This is a genomic window from Streptosporangium sp. NPDC000239 (assembly GCF_040300765.1).
In the GTDB taxonomy this organism is placed as follows: Bacteria; Actinomycetota; Actinomycetes; order Streptosporangiales; family Streptosporangiaceae; genus Streptosporangium.
The window spans coordinates 1-19,151 of the sequence record NZ_JBEPEI010000026.1; the positions used below are offsets into that span (position 1 = coordinate 1).

Annotated in this window: 18 protein-coding genes and 2 CRISPR repeat arrays; of the genes, 12 read left to right on the top strand and 6 right to left on the bottom strand. The window is 68.6% G+C overall.

Features of this window, described 5'->3' with window-relative positions:
- Positions 1 to 405 precede the first annotated feature (405 nt).
- From ABT340_RS38130 to ABT340_RS38150, 5 genes are all read left to right on the top strand, one after another.
- Positions 406 to 639, top strand: coding sequence for a hypothetical protein (locus ABT340_RS38130; RefSeq protein ID WP_352015792.1), 234 nt, complete (start codon positions 406 to 408; stop codon positions 637 to 639).
- A gap of 17 nt (positions 640 to 656) precedes the next feature.
- Positions 657 to 881, top strand: a complete 225-nt coding sequence (locus ABT340_RS38135) for a BldC family transcriptional regulator (RefSeq protein WP_352015793.1) — start codon at positions 657 to 659, stop codon at positions 879 to 881.
- A gap of 29 nt (positions 882 to 910) precedes the next feature.
- Positions 911 to 1,243: a CRISPR direct-repeat array (repeat unit 28 nt; unit sequence GGACCATCCCCGCGTGCGCGGGGAGCAC).
- A gap of 1,030 nt (positions 1,244 to 2,273) precedes the next feature.
- Positions 2,274 to 3,392, top strand: coding sequence for a methyltransferase domain-containing protein (locus tag ABT340_RS38140; RefSeq protein WP_352015794.1), 1,119 nt, complete (start codon positions 2,274 to 2,276; stop codon positions 3,390 to 3,392).
- Between the two features lie 996 nt (positions 3,393 to 4,388).
- Positions 4,389 to 5,234: a hypothetical protein gene (locus tag ABT340_RS38145; RefSeq protein ID WP_352015795.1), complete on the top strand. Its 846-nt coding sequence runs from the start codon at positions 4,389 to 4,391 to the stop codon at positions 5,232 to 5,234.
- A gap of 212 nt (positions 5,235 to 5,446) precedes the next feature.
- Positions 5,447 to 5,599 (top strand): hypothetical protein, encoded by a 153-nt coding sequence (locus tag ABT340_RS38150; RefSeq protein WP_352015796.1) that lies wholly within the window; start codon positions 5,447 to 5,449, stop codon positions 5,597 to 5,599.
- 675 nt (positions 5,600 to 6,274) lie between these two features.
- Positions 6,275 to 6,607: direct repeats of the CRISPR family, unit length 28 nt; unit sequence GTGCTCCCCGCGCACGCGGGGATGGTCC.
- Positions 6,608 to 6,723: 116 nt separating this feature from the next.
- Here the strand turns inward: ABT340_RS38150 and ABT340_RS38155 are convergent.
- Together ABT340_RS38155 and ABT340_RS38160 are read right to left on the bottom strand one after the other, a co-directional pair.
- Positions 6,724 to 7,542, bottom strand: coding sequence for a phosphotransferase family protein (locus tag ABT340_RS38155; protein WP_352015797.1), 819 nt, complete (start codon positions 7,540 to 7,542; stop codon positions 6,724 to 6,726).
- A 200-nt stretch (positions 7,543 to 7,742) separates the two neighbouring features.
- On the bottom strand, positions 7,743 to 8,132 hold the full coding sequence (locus tag ABT340_RS38160) for a hypothetical protein (protein ID WP_352015798.1): 390 nt from the start codon (positions 8,130 to 8,132) through the stop codon (positions 7,743 to 7,745).
- A 289-nt stretch (positions 8,133 to 8,421) separates the two neighbouring features.
- Here ABT340_RS38160 and ABT340_RS38165 point away from each other — a divergent pair, with 289 nt between their 5' ends.
- Positions 8,422 to 10,035, top strand: a complete 1,614-nt coding sequence (locus ABT340_RS38165) for a M4 family metallopeptidase (protein ID WP_352015799.1) — start codon at positions 8,422 to 8,424, stop codon at positions 10,033 to 10,035.
- 81 nt (positions 10,036 to 10,116) lie between these two features.
- Here the strand turns inward: ABT340_RS38165 and ABT340_RS38170 are convergent, their stop codons facing one another.
- Both ABT340_RS38170 and ABT340_RS38175 read right to left on the bottom strand, forming a co-directional pair.
- Positions 10,117 to 10,626: a DinB family protein gene (locus tag ABT340_RS38170; RefSeq protein ID WP_352015800.1), complete on the bottom strand. Its 510-nt coding sequence runs from the start codon at positions 10,624 to 10,626 to the stop codon at positions 10,117 to 10,119.
- 56 nt (positions 10,627 to 10,682) lie between these two features.
- The gene (locus tag ABT340_RS38175) at positions 10,683 to 11,966 is read right to left on the bottom strand and encodes a sensor histidine kinase (protein ID WP_352015801.1); all 1,284 of its coding nucleotides are present in this window, start codon (positions 11,964 to 11,966) and stop codon (positions 10,683 to 10,685) included.
- A 276-nt stretch (positions 11,967 to 12,242) separates the two neighbouring features.
- Here ABT340_RS38175 and ABT340_RS38180 point away from each other — a divergent pair, with 276 nt between their 5' ends.
- The 5 genes from ABT340_RS38180 to ABT340_RS38200 all read left to right on the top strand — a co-directional run bounded on the left by ABT340_RS38180 (position 12,243) and on the right by ABT340_RS38200 (position 15,913).
- A complete protein-coding gene (locus ABT340_RS38180; protein ID WP_352015802.1) occupies positions 12,243 to 12,821 on the top strand; it encodes an RICIN domain-containing protein in 579 nt (192 codons plus the stop codon).
- Between the two features lie 96 nt (positions 12,822 to 12,917).
- Complete coding sequence (locus ABT340_RS38185; protein ID WP_352015803.1) at positions 12,918 to 13,808, top strand: DnaB-like helicase C-terminal domain-containing protein; 891 nt, start codon at positions 12,918 to 12,920, stop codon at positions 13,806 to 13,808.
- Positions 13,809 to 13,871: 63 nt separating this feature from the next.
- Entirely contained in the window at positions 13,872 to 14,243 is a 372-nt protein-coding gene (locus tag ABT340_RS38190) for a VOC family protein (protein ID WP_352015804.1), read from the top strand.
- 61 nt (positions 14,244 to 14,304) lie between these two features.
- Positions 14,305 to 14,937: an AAA family ATPase gene (locus ABT340_RS38195; RefSeq protein ID WP_352015805.1), complete on the top strand. Its 633-nt coding sequence runs from the start codon at positions 14,305 to 14,307 to the stop codon at positions 14,935 to 14,937.
- Positions 14,938 to 15,106: 169 nt separating this feature from the next.
- Positions 15,107 to 15,913: a class I SAM-dependent methyltransferase gene (locus tag ABT340_RS38200; protein ID WP_352015806.1), complete on the top strand. Its 807-nt coding sequence runs from the start codon at positions 15,107 to 15,109 to the stop codon at positions 15,911 to 15,913.
- On the opposite strand, the gene ABT340_RS38205 is transcribed toward ABT340_RS38200, so the two are convergent.
- Complete coding sequence (locus ABT340_RS38205) at positions 15,889 to 16,734, bottom strand: Vgb family protein (RefSeq protein ID WP_352015807.1); 846 nt, start codon at positions 16,732 to 16,734, stop codon at positions 15,889 to 15,891. The genes ABT340_RS38200 and ABT340_RS38205 overlap by 25 nt on opposite strands.
- Positions 16,728 to 18,227: a ribosomal protection-like ABC-F family protein gene (gene abc-f, locus ABT340_RS38210; protein ID WP_352015871.1), complete on the bottom strand. Its 1,500-nt coding sequence runs from the start codon at positions 18,225 to 18,227 to the stop codon at positions 16,728 to 16,730. Before abc-f ends, ABT340_RS38205 begins: the two co-directional genes overlap by 7 nt.
- Positions 18,228 to 18,301: 74 nt before the next feature.
- Here abc-f and ABT340_RS38215 point away from each other — a divergent pair, with 74 nt between their 5' ends.
- On the top strand, positions 18,302 to 18,898 hold the full coding sequence (locus ABT340_RS38215; protein ID WP_352015808.1) for a TetR/AcrR family transcriptional regulator: 597 nt from the start codon (positions 18,302 to 18,304) through the stop codon (positions 18,896 to 18,898).
- Positions 18,899 to 19,151: the final 253 nt, after the last annotated feature.

The following is a 19,151-nucleotide window of genomic DNA, read 5'->3' on the forward strand; positions in this document are numbered from 1 at the left end:
GCCCATAATCCGCTACCGCAGACACTTACCGCTTAACCTGCAGAAACAGGATCACGCGAAGGGCAGCTCATACACCACTTCGCTGGACGTGACCGCGCACCGGCCCTGAACGTGTGGGGCCGGTCCTCCTCCAGGGTGCCCGGCCGTCGTGCTCCCCGGCTCGGGGCCGGGCACCCGCCCTCCTTGTCTCCGCGAGGACCTGCCGTCCAAGCCCGAACGGCTGGAAATCCCCGAACCTCACGGCCCGGGCGGTCGAGGGCCCCGCCCAAGGGAAAGCCCCGGTCTCGCGGTCCCTGCGAAGGTTCTCCCGGCCTCGCGGCCCGAGCGATCGGGAATCCCCGCCCAAGTGAAAGGCCCTGGCCTTGCGGCCCGGGTTTCTTGTCCGCCCTCCGAACCAGGACGACCATGACCGACTACGAGCGACGAATGATCGACCTGCTCATCAGCGCCCACCCCGCCTGGCGCTACGAACATCTCCACCTGCCCGGCCTGCCCAAATGGTGGGCCATCCGCTACAAACCGCTCCGCCCTGACCAGCGCGCGGCCGGAGCCCGCGACATCCTCGGCCGCACCACCCTCCACCGCCTCGCCGAGGCCCTGGCCCACCACGACGAAATCCTCCACCGCACCCGCCATTGACCCCCTACGGAGCCCCCATGTCCCCACTCAAGGCCGTCGCCCCCGATGGCACCTTCACCACCGGAACCGGCACCACCGAACGCCTCCTCACCCCCGGCGAGGTCGCCCGCATCTTCGGCGTCGACCCCAAGACCGTCAACCGCTGGGCCCTCACCGGCCGCATCCCCTCGGTGAGAACCCCCAGCAACCAACGCCGCTACCGTGAAACCGACATCAACGCCCTCCTCAACACCACGTCTTGATCGTCGCCTTCCCTTCTCCAAGCGGGAGGCGGCCATCCCCACGTGCGCGGGGAGCACACCGGCATCACCCCCACGATCGCCGCCCACGTGGGACCATCCCCGCGTGCGCGGGGAGCACCTCCTCCAGGTAACGAGACAGCGATATCCCGCGGGACCATCCCCGCGTGCGCGGGGAGCACCGGTAGGCCGCGACCGATCCGTCGTCGACGGGCGGACCATCCCCGCGTGCGCGGGGAGCACGTCAGATCGACGCCGTTCTCCAAATTGAAGACAGGACCATCCCCGCGTGCGCGGGGAGCACGCCAGGACCAAGGAACCGGGATTGAAGGAGACGGGACCATCCCCGCGTGCGCGGGGAGCACCCTCGCCGACCTGCGGGTTTGTCGGCGGTGAGGGCTGAAAATCATTACTTTCGTTGAGCCGGACATTTCGGGCATGTTGTTTGAAGGGCGTGGAGAGTTCTGAGGGCAAGGGCGGCGGCGGGGTTTTCTGGTGCGTGGTGGGTTTCCTGTCTTGGGGTGTGCTTGTGGATTAGGGGGTTTTGTGTCGTGTCGCACGTTAGCTTGTGGTCGGCGTTGTCTCGGTGAACTTGATGGTGTGTCCGGTATGTCCAAGTCGATGGAAGTGATGAATTTCGGCCCTCTGCGCTGATAAACCTGCAGGTCGCCGAGGGTGCTCCCCGCGCACGCGGGGATGGTCCCGTTCACCTTCAGTAAGGGCGGGGAAGCCATCGGTGCTCCCCGCGCACGCGGGGATGGTCCTCTGTCCTGGAGGGTGGCCCCACTCAGGAGGAGGTGCTCCCCGCGCACGCGGGGATGGTCCGGACGTACGTATATGGCATCCGGTATTACCGGTGTGCTCCCCGCGCACGCGGGGATGGTCCCCCAAACCAGCTCTGTGCCGACCTCGACGAGGCGTGCTCCCCGCGCACGCGGGGATGGTCCTGCGCGGGGCGGGCAGTCAAGCCTGTGTGTGCCGTGCTCCCCGCGCACGCGGGGAAAGCTTCAGGGGTTTGCGGGCGGGCTAATCGGATGTCCTCTCTCTTGCAGTGTTGGTATCGATGACCGATACGCGATTCCAATTCAATGGAGACTGAGGTTTACGGGAACGTTTCCGGTCTGGGGATAATGAATTGCTCCTTCCGATTGCTGAGCGCGAGATTACGCTTACCGTGGGTGCTCCATTCGGGAGCCCGGTCAGGGAAGGAATGCCCATTATGGGAGAGCACGAAGGTAAGCCCGCTGAGAAGGAAAAGGTGTTTGAGCCGGCGCCGCTGACCAAGGAGCAGTCTGATGGTCGCCCCGATGACGGCAAGCACGAGAAGCCCTCGAAGTGAGCGGTATGGGGCCAGGCCGACGGAGGCTACGCGATCATTTGCTGGCCTCCGGGGCGATGACTCTCGACTGGGCGCCCGTCTATGACGTGGTGCCCCGGGAACTGTTCCTGCCCGAGGTGCTGTGGCCCTCAGTCGAGGGGCGGCGCCTGGTGGTGTCCAAGACCGATGATCCCGAGGAGTGGTATCGCTGGGCCTACACCGACGTGCCACTCATCACCCAGTGGGACGACGGTGGGCCACTGCGGGCCGGAGCCGACCGTGGAGATCTGGCGACCAGTTCCAGTTCGATGCCAAGCGTGGTGTTCTCCATGCTCGCCGACCTGTCGGTGTTCGAGAGCGCGAAGGTTCTGGAGATCGGCACCGGCACCGGCTGGTGCGCCGCTCTACTGTCGGCCCGGCTTGGTGAGGACAACGTGGTGTCGGTCGAGATCGACGAGGAGGTGGCCGAGACCGCCCGCAAGGCTCTGGCCGCCGCCGGGTGGCATCCGAAGGTCCTCCTCGGTGAAGGTCTGCAGGGCATGCCGGAGCGGGCGCCGTACGACAGGGTTCTGGTCACCGCAGGCGTTCGTGAGGTTCCCTGCACCTGGGTTCGGCAGACCCGGCCCGGCGGGGTGATCGTGCTTCCGTGGGGGCCGGACTTCACTGATCAGAACGCCGTCGTGCGACTGGTCGTGGCCGACGACGGCAGCGCCAGCGGACGCTTCACGGGGCCTGTCCGGTTCATGCATGTGCGTTCTCAGCGGGTGAGCTGGGCTTTCAGCGACTACCTGCCTGATGGCGACTGGCCCGCCGATACCCGCGAGTCCACCACCACGCTTACCGAGACCGACGTCGTGACCGATGACCCCTTCGCCGCGGTGGACTTCGTGCTCGGCCTGCTGGTGCCCGGCTGCTCCCACACCGTTGGCCGCAGCCCGAGCGGCAAGCAGACCATGTGGCTGTTCGGGCTGAGGGATCGGTCATGGGCCGCGACGTTCTTCGACGAGGAGAACCCTTCGGCCTCGCGCGTTTACCAGGGGGGTCCGCGCAGCCTGTGGGATGAGGTCGAGGCCGCGTACTGGTGGTGGGTCGAGCAGGGGAGGCCGGGGCATGAGGAGTTCGGGCTGACGGTCACGGTAGACGGCCGCCAGGAGGTATGGCTGGGCAACCCGGGCGATACCGTACCCACCCACTGAGGTGACGACCCGGGGCTGATGACACACCCTAAATGACCGTACCGCCAACACCCAGCGAGCGGACCTGTCCTTCGACCGTCGCCAACGAAAAGAGGATCACCCCCGCGTGCGCGGGGAGCACCTCGAAGGCCACCTCGGCATCGAGCCGGACAAGGGACCATCCCCGCGTGCGCGGGGAGCACCGGGCCGTGCTGACGGCGCTGCTGTTCGTGCCGGGACCATCCCCGCGTGCGCGGGGAGCACCCTCGGCGACCTGCGGGTTTGTCGGCGGTGAGGGCTGGAAATCATCACTTTCGTTGAGTCGGACATTTCGGGCATGTTGTTTGAAGGGTGTGGAGAGTTCTGAAGGCAAGGGCGGTGGTGTGGCTTTCTGGTGGGCGGTGGGTTTCCTGTCTTGGGGCGTGATTGTGGATCAGGGAGGTTTGCGTCGTGTCGCACGTTAGCCTGTGGTCGGCGTTGTCTAGGTGAACTTCATGGTGTGTCCGGTATGTCCAAGTCGATGAAAGTGATGAATTTCCGCTCCCTTCGCTGATAAACCCGCAGGTCGCCGAGGGTGCTCCCCGCGCACGCGGGGATGGTCCCTCCACCTGGTACAGCGTCACCCTGATGTCCGGGTGCTCCCCGCGCACGCGGGGATGGTCCGTGCTCTGGGACGGTGCTCTGGTCGGCCAGAGTGTGCTCCCCGTGTATGCGGGGAAGTGCCGCGTTCGTTCGCCTCCAAGTCCACCCTGACCGCGTGGATGATCGGCGCGGCGCTGGGCGTTGGCCTCGATGTCTCCTGGGTGACCGGGGACGAGGTCTACGGCCAAGCTTCCTACCCGCGTGCCTTCCTGGAAGCGCACCGGCTGGGATACGTGCTGGTGATCGCCGCCAACCGGTGCGTCAGCGAGCAAGGCGCCGAGGTCGCCGCTCTTCTGGGCGCGGGCCCTGGCCACGTCCGTGACGTGACCGATTCGTACAAGAGAAGCCTATGGCCGACGACGTATCGTCGCTCGCATGAACGACCTTCTGCACCGGGCGAGCGGCTACCTGCTGCTCCACGCGAGGCTCCTCGACAGGCTCAGGTTCGAGGCGCTGTTCGGCGGCGGCCCCCGGGCCCGTGTGCTCGACGCGCTGCGCGGCTACCAGAACGCCGACGGCGGCTTCGGCCACGCGCTGGAGCCCGACCTGCGCGGCTCCGGCAGCCAGCCACAGCCCGTCGAGATCGCGTTCTGGCTGCTGGACGAGCTCGACGCGTTCGCCGACCCGATGACGGCTGCCGCCTGTGACTACCTGACCGGCATCAGCACGCCCGAGGGCGGCGTGCCCTTCATGCTGCCCACCGACGCGCCGCGCGCCCCCTGGTGGCAGACCGACGCCGACCCGCCCGCCAACCTCAACCCCACCGCACCCCTCGCGGGCCTGCTCCACAAGCACGGAGTCACCCACCCGTGGCTCGGGCCCGCCACCGACTTCTGCTGGTCACGGATCGCCGACCTCGACAAGATGCAGCAGTACGAGGCCCGTGCCGTGCTCACCTTCCTGGAGCACGTATCCGACAGGGAGCGGGCCCTGGCCGAGTTCACCCGCCTCAAGCCCGCCTTCCTGGCGGCCGTCTCCCTCGAACCCGACCAGCCGGGCCACGTCCACTACCCGCTCGACTTCGCCCCCGAGCCGCTGAGGCTGCCTCTGTTCGACACCGCCGTGCTGGAGCGCCACCTGGACGTGGCAGTGCGCGACCAGGCCGACGACGGCGGCTGGGCGCCCAACTGGGAGATGTGGACCCCCCTCGTCCAGCACGAATGGGGCGGCTACCTCACCGTGGGCAAGCTCAAGACCCTGCGCGCGTACGGACGCCTCTAGCGAACCAGTTCTGTCGTGGGCCCCTGGTACTCCGGTGACATTTTGAGATCATGGTTGGGGTCCGCGCTGGTACCAGCCGGATCCGGCGTTCGTGGTCGTCCCAGAGGTAGTTGGCGTGGTTGCCGTCCGCCAGGCCGATGACGGGCGGAACGGGTTCACGGTGAGTTCGTCCGGGCGGTCGAGGACAGCCAGGCAACCGTCTCACAGTAGGTGTGCCGTACAAGCGGAACGAGGTCGAGGCCGCGTACCGGCGGTGGGTCGAGCGGGGGAGGCCGGGGCACGAGGAGTTCGGGCTGACGGTCACGGTAGACGGCCGCCAGGAGGTATGGCTGGGCGACCCGGGCGAGGCTGTACCCGCCCGCTGAGGTGACGACCTGGGGCTGATGACACACCCTAAATGACCGCGCCATCAGCACCCAGCGAGCGGACCTGTCCTTCGATCGGTGCCAACGAAAAGAGGATCATCCCCGCGTACGCGGGGAGCACGGGCTGATGGGCTACGCCGAAAAGCGCGGCAAGGGACCATCCCCGCGTGCGCGGGGAGCACCACGCCTCGAAACTGCCGTACTCGGAGGGCGGGGGACCATCCCCGCGTGCGCGGGGAGCACTGCCAGGCACCCCGGCGGCAGAAACAGCGGCAGGGACCATCCCCGCGTGCGCGGGGAGCATCTCAACATGCTTTTGGGCTTGGCCGACCTGTAGGGACCATCCCCGCGTGCGCGGGGAGCATCCTCGGCGACCTGCGGGTTTGTCGGCGGTGAGGGCTGGAAATCATCACTTTCGTTGAGTCGGACATTTCGGGCATGTTGTTTGAAGGGTGTGGAGAGTTCTGAAGGCAAGGGCGGTGGTGTGGCTTTCTGGTGGGCGGTGGGTTTCCTGTCTTGGGGCGTGATTGTGGATCAGGGAGGTTTGCGTCGTGTCGCACGTTAGCCTGTGGTCGGCGTTGTCTAGGTGAACTTCATGGTGTGTCCGGTATGTCCAAGTCGATGAAAGTGATGAATTTCCGCTCCCTTCGCTGATAAACCCGCAGGTCGCCGAGGGTGCTCCCCGCGCACGCGGGGATGGTCCGAGATGTCACCTGTGCCGGTAAATGCCCCTGTTGTGCTCCCCGCGCACGCGGGGATGGTCCCACCAGGGCGGCGGTCATGGTGTGGGGGTCGATGTGCTCCCCGCGCACGCGGGGATGGTCCGGCCAATCGCTGTTCGCGGGGACACAGCTGGTGGTGCTCCCCGCGCACGCGGGGATGGTCCCCTGCTCGGGGTGGCGGTGCCGGGGGCCGAGATGTGCTCTCCGCGCACGCGGGGATGGTCCCCGCCGGTACTCCACCGCGTGATGTGCTCGGCCGTGCTCCCCGCGCACGCGGGAAGGGTCGCGTTCGTTCGTTGGGCGTTGTGCGGTGTGACCTCTGCCGAAGGCTTGCCGGTGACCGGTCGGGGTGGGTGCGCCTGCCGTACCTGCGAGTGGGTGACGGCCCCCGGCGTGAGGGCGTCAGGTGAGGAGGTGTACGACCCTTTTCGCCTGGCGCCTCAGGGTGTCCGGTGGGTTGTGGGGGGTGGCCGGGCCGGTGGGGCCCAGTTGGAGGAACCACAGCAGGGCGATGAGGCGGCGGAAGCCGTGGACGCGGTCGGCCTCTGCCGGGGTGAGGGTGAAGTGGGCCAGGAGTTTCTCCGCGTCCAGGGTGCCGTCGAGGCGGGAGATGTGTTCGACCACCTCGCCGAGTTCGAAGGCGCGGTCGTTGTGGCCGGAGTCCTCCCAGTCGACCAGCCGGATCCGGCGTTCGTGGTCGTCCCAGAGGTAGTTGGCGTGGTTGCCGTCCGCCAGGCCGATGACGGGTGGGAACGGGTTCACGGTGAGTTCGTCCGGGGCGGTCGAGGACAGCCAGGCGACTCCCGCGCGGTAGGCGTGCCGTACGAGAGGGTCGTCGCCGAGGTCGGGACGCCTGTCGGCCCAGGTGCGGGCCTTGTTCACGGCCACGGCGGGACCCCAGGGGGCGGGCGGGAGCGTCCGCGCCACCGTGGCGGGAATCCGGTGGAGCCGGTTCAGGGCGGCGGCCAGCGCGCCGATCTGCTCGTCGGTGGCGTGTGTTCCGCGCAGGACATGGCCGGGGAGCCTGTTCATCGTGATCGTCGGTGGGTCGGCGTCGAGCGCGGCCCTCACGGGGGTGGGGGCGAGGCCGGGGGCGTGTTCGGCCAGGAGTGTCAGTGTCGTCCACTCCCGGTGTGGCTCTCCTCGGTCCCACGACGCGTATCGCTTGGTCACGACGTTGTCGCCGAGTTCGAGGTCGTGGGTGCTGAACCGGTCGGCCATGCGTTCGCCGTACGCCTTCTCCGTTGTCCGGGATGGGACGGGACGAGGTTATCGAAGGGCGCCGTTCGGCAGACGGGAAACGTTCTTCTCGGGCGGGTCGGGTACGGCGGGCATTCCGTGTCCTCACATGATCGGTATGACGTCTGCCCCGGTGGCGGGATCGGAACGGTCGGCCGTGCACGCGTGTGACGGAGTTTTGGTCATTCGCCTTCCGGGTCGGTCTTTCGTGTGGAGAGGGAGGCGGCGAACAATGTCGCTCCGCCGGCGGCGATGAGGACGGTGATCGGGATCCGGACAAGGCTCCTCGTGTCCGTGCAGCTGCTTCGAGGACCGATATTCCGAAACGATTCATCCTCGGACGTGAAATCGGTCTCGAAGAACACCGAACCGCACTCCCCTCCTTCCGCGGTGACGGGCATCATTCCGGCGAGGACGCCTGAACCCACCAACAGGAGGCCGATGAAAGCGAGCACCTTGGCATTCATGCATTTCCCTTCGGTCGGTCCTGATCGCAGCGGATCATTCCATGACGGCCCGTGCGGGGGAAGGCCGCCGGTGAAGGCGCCGTGGCCCTGGTTGGGCGCCGCCACCTGTCGACCCCTGGTCAGCCAGGCCCGTCCCGTCCGTTCACCCATGCCGCCGGTTCGGTGAAGGTCGTCCGGTTGGCGATTTTTCGGTCTGCCGTAACTCTTGGGACGTGATTGTAAACGAGCCTTCCAAGCCATCCGTAAACGTTTCTATAGCGCCATTGCATGGAAATTTGTGGGGTATTCCAGATTCGAATTCGGGACCAGCTTGAGGGCAGGTTCAGGCCCATTTCATCCGGGCTCTCTGCAATCCCTTCACCCCCCGAGGGAACTGTGAGAGGAGTCATCGAGAGTGAACCGCATTCACAGGACAGGTGCGATCGCCATGCTGGCGGCGGCGGCCATGACCGCGGCCTCGACGTCCGGCGGCGCGCTCGCCGCCGCACCGGGTGCCGTGCCGTACGGCAAGGCCGCCTCCGCCGGTACGCCGGTGTTCGCCCCCTCCGACCCCCAGTCCCGCCTGCGGGCCGAGTCCGCGGCCGACGTGGCCATCGCGGCCCAGGCCAAGCGGCTTCACAAGGGAAGCGGCGAGACGCTGACCCTGGCCGAGAACGTCACGGGCGCGTTCGGCGTGCAGTATCTGCGGTATTCACGCACCTACAAGGGGCTGCCGGTGTACGGCGGTGAGGTCGTTGTGGGCACCGACCGGTCGGGCGGCGTGGTCCAGCAGGTGAGCACCGGGCAGACGGCCGACATCACCGTCGGCACCGTGGCGAAGGTCACCGGCGAGCGGGCCGCCGCGATCGCCCGATCCCAGCTCGCCACCGTGGAGAGCGCGGGCGCGCCCGCGTTGGTGGTCCACGCCACCACGGCGACACCCCGGCTGGCCTGGGCGGTCGACGTGTCCGGCGCGACCACGAGAGGCCCGAGCGTGTTGCACGTCTTCGTGGACGCCCGCACCGGCGCGGTGATCGACAAGGTGGACGAGGTCAGGGAAGGTACGGGCAACAGCTACTACAACGGCAACCCCGTCACCATCTCCACGTCCGGATCGTTCGGGTCGTACACCATGTCCGACCTGACTCGGCCGGGCCTCAAGTGCGGCAACCAGAGCGGGCAGGTGTACGCCCGAGCCTCCGACTCGTGGGGCAACGGCACCGGGACCGACCTCGTGACGGCCTGCGTGGACGTCATGTTCGCCGCGCAGACCCAGTGGAACATGCTCAAGAACTGGCTGGGTCGTAACGGTCACGACGGATTGGGCCACGGCTTCCCCGGCCGGGTCGGCCTCAACGACGTCAACGCGTTCTGGAACGGCAGTTACACCAGCTTCGGCCACTCCAGTGACAACCTGCGCCAGGTGACCTCGCTGGACACGGTGGGCCACGAGTACGGGCATGCCATCTTCCAGGGAACGCCGGGCGGAGCGGGCAGCGGTGTCGAGACCGACGGCCTGAACGAGTCCGCGGGCGACATCTTCGGCGCGCTGACCGAGGCGTACGCCAACGAGCCCGTCACCCTCGACCCGCCGGACTACATGGTCGGTGAGGAGGTCAACCTGGTGGGAACCGGGCCGATCCGCTACATGTACAACCCCTCCCTCGCGGGCGACCCGAACTGTTACCCGTTGCCTTCGAACATCGATCCCCACAAGGCTGCGGGGCCGCAGAACCACTGGTTCTACCTGCTGGCCGAGGGCAGCAACCCCGGAGGCGGCAAGCCCAGCTCCCCGATCTGCTCGGGCGGGCCGGTGGAGGTGGTCGGCATCGGCATCCAGAAGGCGGGATTGATCTTCATGGGAGGGCTGCAGGGCAAGACCCAGCCGTGGACCCATCGCGCGTCGCGCATCGCCACGCTCAGGACGGCCAAGACGCACTTCAACTGCTCCTACGAGTTCAGCGCGACCAAGGCCGCGTGGGACGCCGTCGGCGTGCACGCCCAGTTCCTCGAACCGACCTGCCCGTAGCGCACACGTGACGGCCACAGGAGGGCCCCGGACGGGAATCGGCACGCGTCCGGGGACACTCCTGGAGCCGCCCTGGCGCCGTCAGTAGTACCCCTTCTGTCCGTCGAGGAGTTCGCGCATCGCGTCCAGGTGGCCGACGTGGCGGGCGGTCTCCTCGACCATGTGGATCAGGATCCACCGCAGGGTCGGGGCGTAGTCCGGCTGCCCGCCGACGTCGTCCAACGAGTGGGCCGCGGTGATCTCGTTCGAACGCGCGTACTGCGCCTCGAACTCGTCCAGCAGCCGGGCCAGCGGTACGCCGTCGGCCATCATGTCGGCGTTGAACGGCAGATCCTTCCGGAACTGCGGGTTCGTCTCCTCGGGCTCACCGAGGAAGATCACGTTGAACCAGCAGTGCTCGGTCCACCGCATGTGCGAGACCAGCCCGGCCGGTGTCATCAGCGGAGACTCCGGCAGCACGGCACGGTGCTCGTCCTCGGCCCGCAGCCCCTCCAGCTTGTGGCGCACCAGCACCCGCTGCAGGTCCAGCCACCCGACCAGCTGGGTCCGCTCATCCGCGACGAGGGGAGGCCGTCGCTCGTAAAGGCTCATGCCCGGAACCTAACCGCCGGACAGGCCCGCCGTACGGCCGGAGCGGACGTCGATCGTCAGGCCCGGGGGAGCCGCAGGACCAGCCGTGTCTGCGGGCCGTCTCCGACGCTGAGGTCGCCGCCGTGGTCGCGGGCGATGTCCCGGGCGATGGGCAGCCCGAGCCCGGTCCCTCCGGCGTCGCGTGAGCGGGTGCGGTCAAGCCGGGTGAACCGTTCGAACACCCGCTCCCGCATCTCCGGTGGAATCCCCGGACCGTCGTCCACGACCTCCAGTACGGCCTCGTCGCCGTGGCCCCGTACGACCACCCGCACCATCGAGTCGCCGTACCGGTCGGCGTTGGACAGCAGGTTGGTGAACAGGCGGGCCAGCCGCAGCCGGTTGCCCCGCACGTACACGCCGGGCTCGACGTCCAGTGTCAGTGAGAGCCGGCAGGGCCGTCGCCCGCTCTCGTCCTCGACCAGTCGTCCCAGGTCGAAGCGCTCCTGCGAGACGGGCGCCCCCGCGTCGAGCCGGGCCATGAGCAGCAGGTCCTGCACGATGTCGGCCAACCGCTGCACGTCGTCCAGGGCCGCCCGCCAGTCGGCCTCGGTACGCTCCTCCATCCCCGCCTCCAGGCGCACCATCAGACCGCTGATCGGGGTGCGCAGCTCGTGGGAGGCGTCGGAGACGAAGCGGCGCTGCCGTTCGACGGCGTTCTCCAGCCGGTTCAGCGTCTCGTTGGCCGTGGCGGCCAGTTCGGCCACCTCGTCCCCGGTGGACGGAACCTCGACACGTCCGCTGAGATCCTCGGCGCTGAACCGTTCCAGGGCTTGCCTGATCCGTTCGACGGGTGCCAGGACGCGGCCGACGCCGTACCAGGCGCCCCACCCCATCAGGGCCAGGAGCAGCGCGGACGAGCCGAACAGGAGGGCGGGCAGGAGGGGCGAGTTCACCATGAACGGTTCTTCCATGGCGGCGTAGGCCACGACCGGGCCGTACACGGTGGCGCGGTTGCTGGTGCCCACGATCACCATGCAACGTGACCCCGCGCACACCCGGTCGTCGACCCGCGAGTCGCCTCCGGTCGGCCTGGCCCGCGTCAGTGGCGGACGGCCCTCCAACCTGCGGGAGGAGACCAGGACACGGCCCTGGTCGTCCACGATCTGCAGGAGCCGGACGTCGCCCTGCGGTGGGATCTGCCCGGGGAACCGCCGGTCGTCGATCATGGTGGTGAGGTGGCGGCTGGCGGCGGCGGCCTGGTCGGTGAGCTGGGCCCGCACCCGCGCCGGGTAGGTGACCGAGATCGTCGCCGCTCCACCCAGGATGACCAGGCCGAACGCGACCACCGTCGTGATCGTCATCCGGGCTCTGATGGAGTGAGCGCGCGCCATGTGTCCGACTGTGCCAGGACCACCACAAACACCAGGTCAAATGCCCTTCCGGGGGTGAACTCGTGGTCGAAAGGTCACCGGCCGAGTGGTACGGCTTCCGCACCCTGACGACCTTCATGGGGTTTGGGCGTGGGGCCTGGACGTGAAAATCGACGATGGACAAAGCTCTACGTGTTTGATTCATTACATACGGTGTTGGAAATGCTTGAGTGATCTTCCCGAATCGGTCGAAAAGGAAAAATCACGATGAAGGCAACGATCTCCACCGTACGAATCGCCGCCGGTCTGTGCGCCCTGGCAGTCAGCGGGGCGATCCCGGTCGTCGCCCCCGCCGCGTCGGCGGCGACCTCGGTCCCCGCCCCGCTGTTCAGGGCGAAGCTGATGGTCAACCACAGCGGCAAGTGCCTGGACGTCCCCGGCGCGAACCAGGCCGCCGGGCAGCCCGTACAGCAGTGGCACTGCTACGACGCCCCCGACAACCAGACATGGAACCTCGTCGCCGCCTACAACAGCGACCTCGCGGACGGGTTCGTCGCGGACAACTACTACACGATCCGCGCCCAGCACAGCGGCAAGTGCCTGGAGGTCCAGGGAGGGGCCACCACTGACCAGGCGTCCGTCATCCAGCAGGCCTGCGACACCACCTACCGCACGACCCAGCAGCAGTGGAAACTCGTCCAGCGGCCCAACGGCTACTTCAGCCTGGTCGCCCGTCACAGCGGCAAGTGCCTGACGGTCCCGCGAGGCAACCTCACCGACGGCGTCCTCGTGGTCCAGCAGGACTGTTCGAACGACCTGCCCTACCAGGAGTGGAAGCTCCTCTGAACCACCTGTCATGACCGGCCGCCGCGCTGTGGAACCGCTGACAGGTCCTCGCGCGGCGACCGGTGGGTGTCGGTACCGGCTGACAAGATGACCGCCATGCCTTACGACCCCGCCCCAGCCCCGGTCCGCGAGGAGTTCCACGGTCTTCTAGAGCACCTCGACGCCGTTCGGAGTCGGCCTTCCGGCCGTGTCCTCACGGGCATCACCGACCTTGACGCCCTTCTCGTCTCCCTGAGTCCCGGCACCCTGTCCGTCGTGGCCTCCCGTCCCGGCGTGGGAAGCACGACCCTGCTGCTCGCCTTCTGCCGAGGCGCCGCCCTCACCGACGACACTCCTACTCTGCTGGTCAGCTACGAGTCCTCCCGGCGTGACCTGCTCACCCGCATCGCTTCGGCCGAGGCCCGCGTCAGCCGGCACGCGATACGACGCGGCACCCTGCACGACATCGACCGCGACAGGCTCGCTCAGGTGACACCCCGCATCGCCGAAGCCCCGCTGTTCCTGGCCACTCCCGCCGACTGGACCCTGGGCGAGCTGAGCGCCTGCATCACCCGTGCCTGCACCGACGAGCCCGCGGCCCGCCTGGTCGCCGTCGACGGCCTGCGGCACATCCGCCCCGACACGCGCGGTGGCACCCACGAGCAGGAGATCGCCGAAACCGTCCAGACCCTCAAGGCGCTCGCCGTACGGCTGGAGGTCCCCATCATCGTCTCCACCGACCTCGACCTCCCGTCCGAGGCGGGTTCCAACCGGCCGCCGGACATGTACACCGACCTGTGCGCCCCCGTCGCCCGCACCGCCGACCTTGTCGTCCTGGTGCACCGCGACGACGCCGCCGAGCGCGAGTCCTCCCGTGCGGGGGAGGCCGACCTGATCGTGGCCAAGGACCGCAACGGTCCCACGGCCTTGGTCACCGTGGCCTTCCAGGGGCACTACGGTCGCTTCGTCGACATGCCACATGATGTGGACATGCCTCCGCACGGCTGATGTTCCGGCTCGCGGTGGGGCGGACGGCCGCGCGCTGTCGGGTTGTTGGCGAAGGGATTTTCGATGATCGGCAGGCTGCAGTGCGTGGTTCTGGACTGCCCGGACGTTCTGGAACTCGCACGGTTCTACCGGGCGCTTCTGGGCGGCGTGGTCAATCGGCCCGATCCTCGGTGGGCGGTCGACGACGACTTCTCGACCCTGCACACCGGTTCTGGTCTTGTGCTCGCGTTCCAGCGGGTGGAGGACTACCGGCCGCCCCGATGGCCTGACAGCGCGCACCCGCAACAGTTCCACCTGGACGTCGACGTCCCCGACCTCGACCAGGCCCAGAACGAGGTCCTCAGCCTCGGCGCCACCCTGCTCCACACCGATCCCCGAGGCTGGAGGATCTTCGCAGACCCGGCGGGTCACCCGTTCTGCCTGCTCAGGGGGTGAGGCGGAGGCCTGCTGATGAACGATCCCCACGTGCGCGGGGATGGGGTCGTAGGGTCGGGGGATGTTGGTTTGGGTTAATGGGCCTTTTGGGGGCGGGAAGACGCAGACGGCTCATGAGCTTCGGCGGCGGTTGCCGGGCAGTGTGATCTGTGATCCGGAGCATGTCGGGTTCGGTCTGCACCGGATGCTGCCGCCGGAGCTGCGGGGCGACTTCCAGGACCTTCCCGCCTGGCGGCACGGGGTTCACGAAATGCTTGAGCTGGTCCTCGGCAAGCACGACGGGCCGGTGATCGTGCCGATGACGGTCGTGGAGCCGGAGTACTTCGGGGAGATCGTCGGCCGGCTGCGGGAGAACGGCCATGACGTACGGCACTTCGCGTTGCTGGCCGACCGGGCGACCGTGTTGCGGCGGTTGCGTGAGCGCGGCTTCGGCCAGGTCGTGCGGTTCTTCGCAGGGCGCAAGGTCGCACTGAGGAGGGAGAGCTTCGCCGTGGCCAAGCTCGACCGGTGCCTGGAGCGGTTGCGCGGTGAGGAGTTCGCCGAGCACATCTGGACCGACCACATCACCGTCGCCCAGGTCGCCGACCGGATCGCCGCCTCGACCGGCCTGAAGCTCGCCCCGAACACCGACGGCCGACTACGGGGTCGTGTCCGCCGGGCGGCGACGGGCCTCAGGCACATTCGTTTCGACTGAGCGTTCGCCTCGCCTGGGTACGCGAGCAGACCGTCTCCCAGGCGCGGTCGTTTCGACCGGGCCTTTCGCGGACGAGATGAATTCGTGGCCTTATTGGTGCGCCGATGTGGCAGGTGGAAAATCCCTCACGGGAAACCGGAAATCGCCTTCGGGAAATAGAGTGATTTCCATGGAGGACGATAAGGCGTACACGGAACGGCACGCTCTGTCATTCGGGGGTGTCGCCCAGGTTTACGACGACGCTCGGCCGGATTATCCGGACGAGCTTTTCGAGTACATCGCGGGAAGGCTCCCCGGGCCGAAGGTGCTCGAAGTCGGGGCGGGCACGGGGAAGGCCACGGTGGGGCTCGTCGACCAGGGGCTCACGGTGACGGCCGTGGAGCCCGATCCCCGGATGGCGGCCATCCTGCCGAGCCGCGCCGGGGGACAGGTCGGGGTCGAGGTGGCGACCTTCGAGTCGTTCGCGGCGGCCGGGCCGTACGACGGGCTGGTCAGCGCGCAGGCCTGGCACTGGACCGACCCGGAGACCCGGATGGACCGGGCCGCCGCCCTGCTGCGGCCCGGCGGGTTCCTGGGGCTGGTCTGGAACTGCGGCCCGCTCAGGCAGGAGGAGGTCGTCGCCGCGATCCGCGCGATCTACGACGACTTCGGGCTGTCCGACCTTGAGCGGCCCGCCGAGCCGATCACCGGGGCCGAGGCCGAGGTGATCCAGGATCCGGAGACCTGGCCGGGCGACGAACTGGACGCGCATCCCGGGTTCGAATATCTCGGCAGTGTCCTTTTTCCGTGGCAGGAGACGCTCAGGGCCGCGGAATTCGGCGCCTACCTGCGTTCGACGTCCTATTTCCAGACGCTCGGGCCGGAGAGAGGTGAGTCCCTGATCGGGAGAATAACCACGGTGATTCACCGGGATTTCGACGACCTGGTGACCGTCGACTGGACCACACAGTGTTATGAGGCCGTGAGGCTGGGCTGAACCAGGGCTCCGGACTCCATCGCGACCCAGATCGCGCCGTCGGGCCCGACCGTGAGCCCGTGGGGTTCGGCGCCCTCCAGGGGATACTCCTCGATCCGGCCCTCGGTGGTGACGCGGCCCAGCTTGCCCGCGCCCCACTCGGTGAACCAGAGGGCGCCGTCCTGGCCGGTCACGATGGCGTGCGGCCTGGCGGCGCGGTCGGGCAGCGGGAACTCGCTGATCGCGCCGGAGGTGTCGATCCTGCCCACCTGACCCGCGCCGATCTCCACGAACCACAGCGCCTCGTCCGGTCCGGCGCAGATGCCCACCGGGGCGGCGCCCGGTGTGGGCAGCGCGTACCGCGTCACCTCGCCGTCGACGGTGACGCGGCCGATCGCGTCGCCCTGGTTGAGGGTGAACCAGAGCGCGCCGTCGGGTCCCGCCGTGATCGCCGACGGCATCGCGCCCTCGGTCGGCAGCCGGTGGAGGGTGATGTCGCCCGACGTGGTGATACGTCCGATCCGGTCGCCCTGGAGCTGGGTGAACCACATGGCCCCGTCGGGGCCCGCGGCGATGCCGTACGGCGACTGCACGTCGAAGGCGGTGACCGTGCCGTCCAGGGTGATCCGCCCGATCCGGCCACCGGCGAACTCCGTGTACCACAGCGCCCCGTCGTGCCCCGCGGTGATCACCGTGGGCTGACCGTCGGCGGGATCGAGCTGGAAGATCGTGGGTTCCTCGCCCGGCACGACCCGCCCGATCCGCCCCTGATGGACGAGCGTGAACCACAGCGCGCCGTCGGAACCGGTGACGACGCCGTAAGGTGAACCATTGATCAACATATGTCGCCCCCTGAGAGTTCGATCTCCGTGCCGGTGAAACGGCGCCGCAGCGCCCGGTCGTGCGTGACCACCACGAGTGCGCCGCCGTAGCCGTCGAGCGCCTCTTCGAGCTCCTCGACCAGAGTGAGCGAGAGGTGGTTGGTGGGCTCGTCGAGCAGCAGCAGGTCGTGCTCGCCCGCCAGCAGTACGGCCAGCGCCAGCCGTCGTCGCTGCCCCACCGACAGGGCGCCGACCTTGAGTTCGAGCGCCTCCGGAGGGAACAGGCCGGTCGCCAGCAGCGCCTCCTCCTCTCCGCCGTAGGTCTCGATGACCGTCCTGTCCGGATCGAACGTCACCTCCTGCGGGAGGTAGCCGGTCCGTGCGCCCGCCTCGGCCGCGATCGCGGCGAGCAGCGTCGACTTGCCCGCGCCGTTGGGCCCGTGGATGAGCAGCCGGTCGCCCGCCGCGATCCGCAACCGGTCGAGGCGCACGAGCGTGCCCGTACGCCTACCGGCGGGCGCGAACGTGCCGTGGAAGCGCAGTGGCCTGGGCGGGCGTGGGACCGGGTTCTCCTCCAGGCGGCGCAGGCGCTCCTGGGCCTGCCGTACGCGTGAGGCCACCGAGCTCTGCACGCGCCCGGCGTTGCGGTCGTAGGCCATCTTGTTGTTGTCCTTCATGGCCCGGCCGACGGCGACGCGGTGCGCGGTGGTCGTGGCGAACTCCTTGACCTGCCGGATCTCCTCCCGCCAGTCGGCGTGGGCCTGTTCCCGGCGCAGCCTGGCCGCCGCCTTCTCGGCGAGGAACCCGCTGTAACCGCCGCCGAACCTGGTCGTCGTGCCGTCCTCGACTTCGAGGATCGCCGTCGCCACCCGGTCAAGGAAGGTCCGGTCGTGTGAGACCGTCACCACGGTGCCCCTGTGCTCGCGCAGCCGGTCCTCCAGCCAGGTCACCGCCGCCTCGTCGAGGTGGTTGGTCGGCTCGTCGAGCAGCAGGATCTCCGGCGAGGCCGCCAGCACGCACGCCAGCCCCAGCCGCGCCTGCTCGCCGCCGGACAGGCTCGACAGCACGCGTGAGCGCTCGATCCGTGACAGACCCAGCCCGTGCGTCGCCTTGTCCACCCGGGCGTCGGCCTCGTAGCCGTCTCTGGCCTCGAACGCGGTGAGCAGCTCGCCGTACCTGTCCATGTCCTGTGCCTCGGCGGCCTCCTGGATGTCGCGTTCGAGCGCGCGCAGCTCGGCCAGGGCGGCGTCGATCGCCTGCTGGACGGTGTGGTCACCCGGCAGGCCGAGGGTCTGGCTCAGATAGCCGACGCCGCCCGCCGCCGAGACCGTCACCTCGCCGTCGTCCGGCGTCTCCGTCCCGGCGATGATCCGGAGCAGCGTGGACTTGCCGGAACCGTTCTCGCCCACGATCCCCGCGCGTTCGCCGGGGCGGACGCTGAGGGTGACCTGGTTGAGGACCCGGCGTTCGCCGTAGGACTTCGAGACTCCTTTGAGGGAGAGCTGTGTGGTCAGTGAAGAACTCCAATCGCAACTCGTGTTGCTTTAGGCTAGCAGGGTCAAGGCGCCTAATGCAACTGGAGTAGACTTTGGAGCAGCGTCCCGGTGGTCGCAGCGCTCGCGTGCGCGACGCCGTACGGCAGGCGACCCTCGCCGAACTGGCCGAACACGGTTACGGCGGACTGACGGTGGAGAACGTGGCGATCCGCTCAGGTGTCCACAAGACGACCGTGTACCGCCGCTGGGGGAGCGTGGAGGGGCTGATCGCGGACGCGCTGGAGCTCGCGCGTGAGGAGCCGTGGCCGATGCCCGACACCGGCTCCTTCCAGGAGGACCTGCGGGAGATCGTCCGGCTGGTGCAGAGCGGGTTCGCCGACCCCGTCGCAGGCCCGGTCTCCGCCGCGTTCGTGACGGCCGCCGTGCAGAACGGCGACGCCGCGCGATCCCTGCACGACTTCTTCACGGCCCGCCACGAGCAGGCGGCCGAGGTGGTACGGCGGGCCGTCGAACGGGGCGAGGTGCCCGCGGGCACGGACGGCGCCGACGTGATCAGGACGGCCGTCGCCCCGGTCTACTACCGGCTGTTCGTCACCCACGAGCCGGTCACCGAACACGACGCGGTACGCGCGGCCGACGCCGCTGCCGCCGCCGCCCGCGCGGGCGTCTTCTCAGCGCCCCAGCCGTAGACCCTGACCACGGCCCGCGAACGGCCCGCCGTCGGCGACGGCCGGTCCGGGCACGGATCGACGTGGGTCTCCCGCGCTTTTTGGGAGAGACGTGCGCCAGGCCCCCGGGTTTCCCGAGCCCCGGGGGCCACTCGCATCCAGGGATGCCCTTACCCGGCGGCTCCCAACAGCACTGCCGATCCCTGGCTCCCGAACCTCGTGTGGTGGATGGGGGAAGATGCCGTTTCCGCCCTCCCACCGACCGAGGAGACCC

Coding starts and splice junctions, on each gene's coding strand:
- ABT340_RS38175 (WP_352015801.1), bottom strand. CDS start 11,966: ATGACGATCACGACGGTGGTCGCGTTCGGCCTGGTCATCCTGGGTGGA.
- ABT340_RS38205 (WP_352015807.1), bottom strand. CDS start 16,734: ATGTTGATCAATGGTTCACCTTACGGCGTCGTCACCGGTTCCGACGGC.
- ABT340_RS38145 (WP_352015795.1), top strand. CDS start 4,389: ATGAACGACCTTCTGCACCGGGCGAGCGGCTACCTGCTGCTCCACGCG.
- ABT340_RS38155 (WP_352015797.1), bottom strand. CDS start 7,542: ATGGCCGACCGGTTCAGCACCCACGACCTCGAACTCGGCGACAACGTC.
- ABT340_RS38200 (WP_352015806.1), top strand. CDS start 15,107: ATGGAGGACGATAAGGCGTACACGGAACGGCACGCTCTGTCATTCGGG.
- ABT340_RS38180 (WP_352015802.1), top strand. CDS start 12,243: ATGAAGGCAACGATCTCCACCGTACGAATCGCCGCCGGTCTGTGCGCC.
- ABT340_RS38185 (WP_352015803.1), top strand. CDS start 12,918: ATGCCTTACGACCCCGCCCCAGCCCCGGTCCGCGAGGAGTTCCACGGT.
- ABT340_RS38135 (WP_352015793.1), top strand. CDS start 657: ATGTCCCCACTCAAGGCCGTCGCCCCCGATGGCACCTTCACCACCGGA.
- ABT340_RS38195 (WP_352015805.1), top strand. CDS start 14,305: ATGTTGGTTTGGGTTAATGGGCCTTTTGGGGGCGGGAAGACGCAGACG.
- ABT340_RS38140 (WP_352015794.1), top strand. CDS start 2,274: ATGACTCTCGACTGGGCGCCCGTCTATGACGTGGTGCCCCGGGAACTG.
- ABT340_RS38130 (WP_352015792.1), top strand. CDS start 406: ATGACCGACTACGAGCGACGAATGATCGACCTGCTCATCAGCGCCCAC.
- ABT340_RS38190 (WP_352015804.1), top strand. CDS start 13,872: ATGATCGGCAGGCTGCAGTGCGTGGTTCTGGACTGCCCGGACGTTCTG.
- ABT340_RS38170 (WP_352015800.1), bottom strand. CDS start 10,626: ATGAGCCTTTACGAGCGACGGCCTCCCCTCGTCGCGGATGAGCGGACC.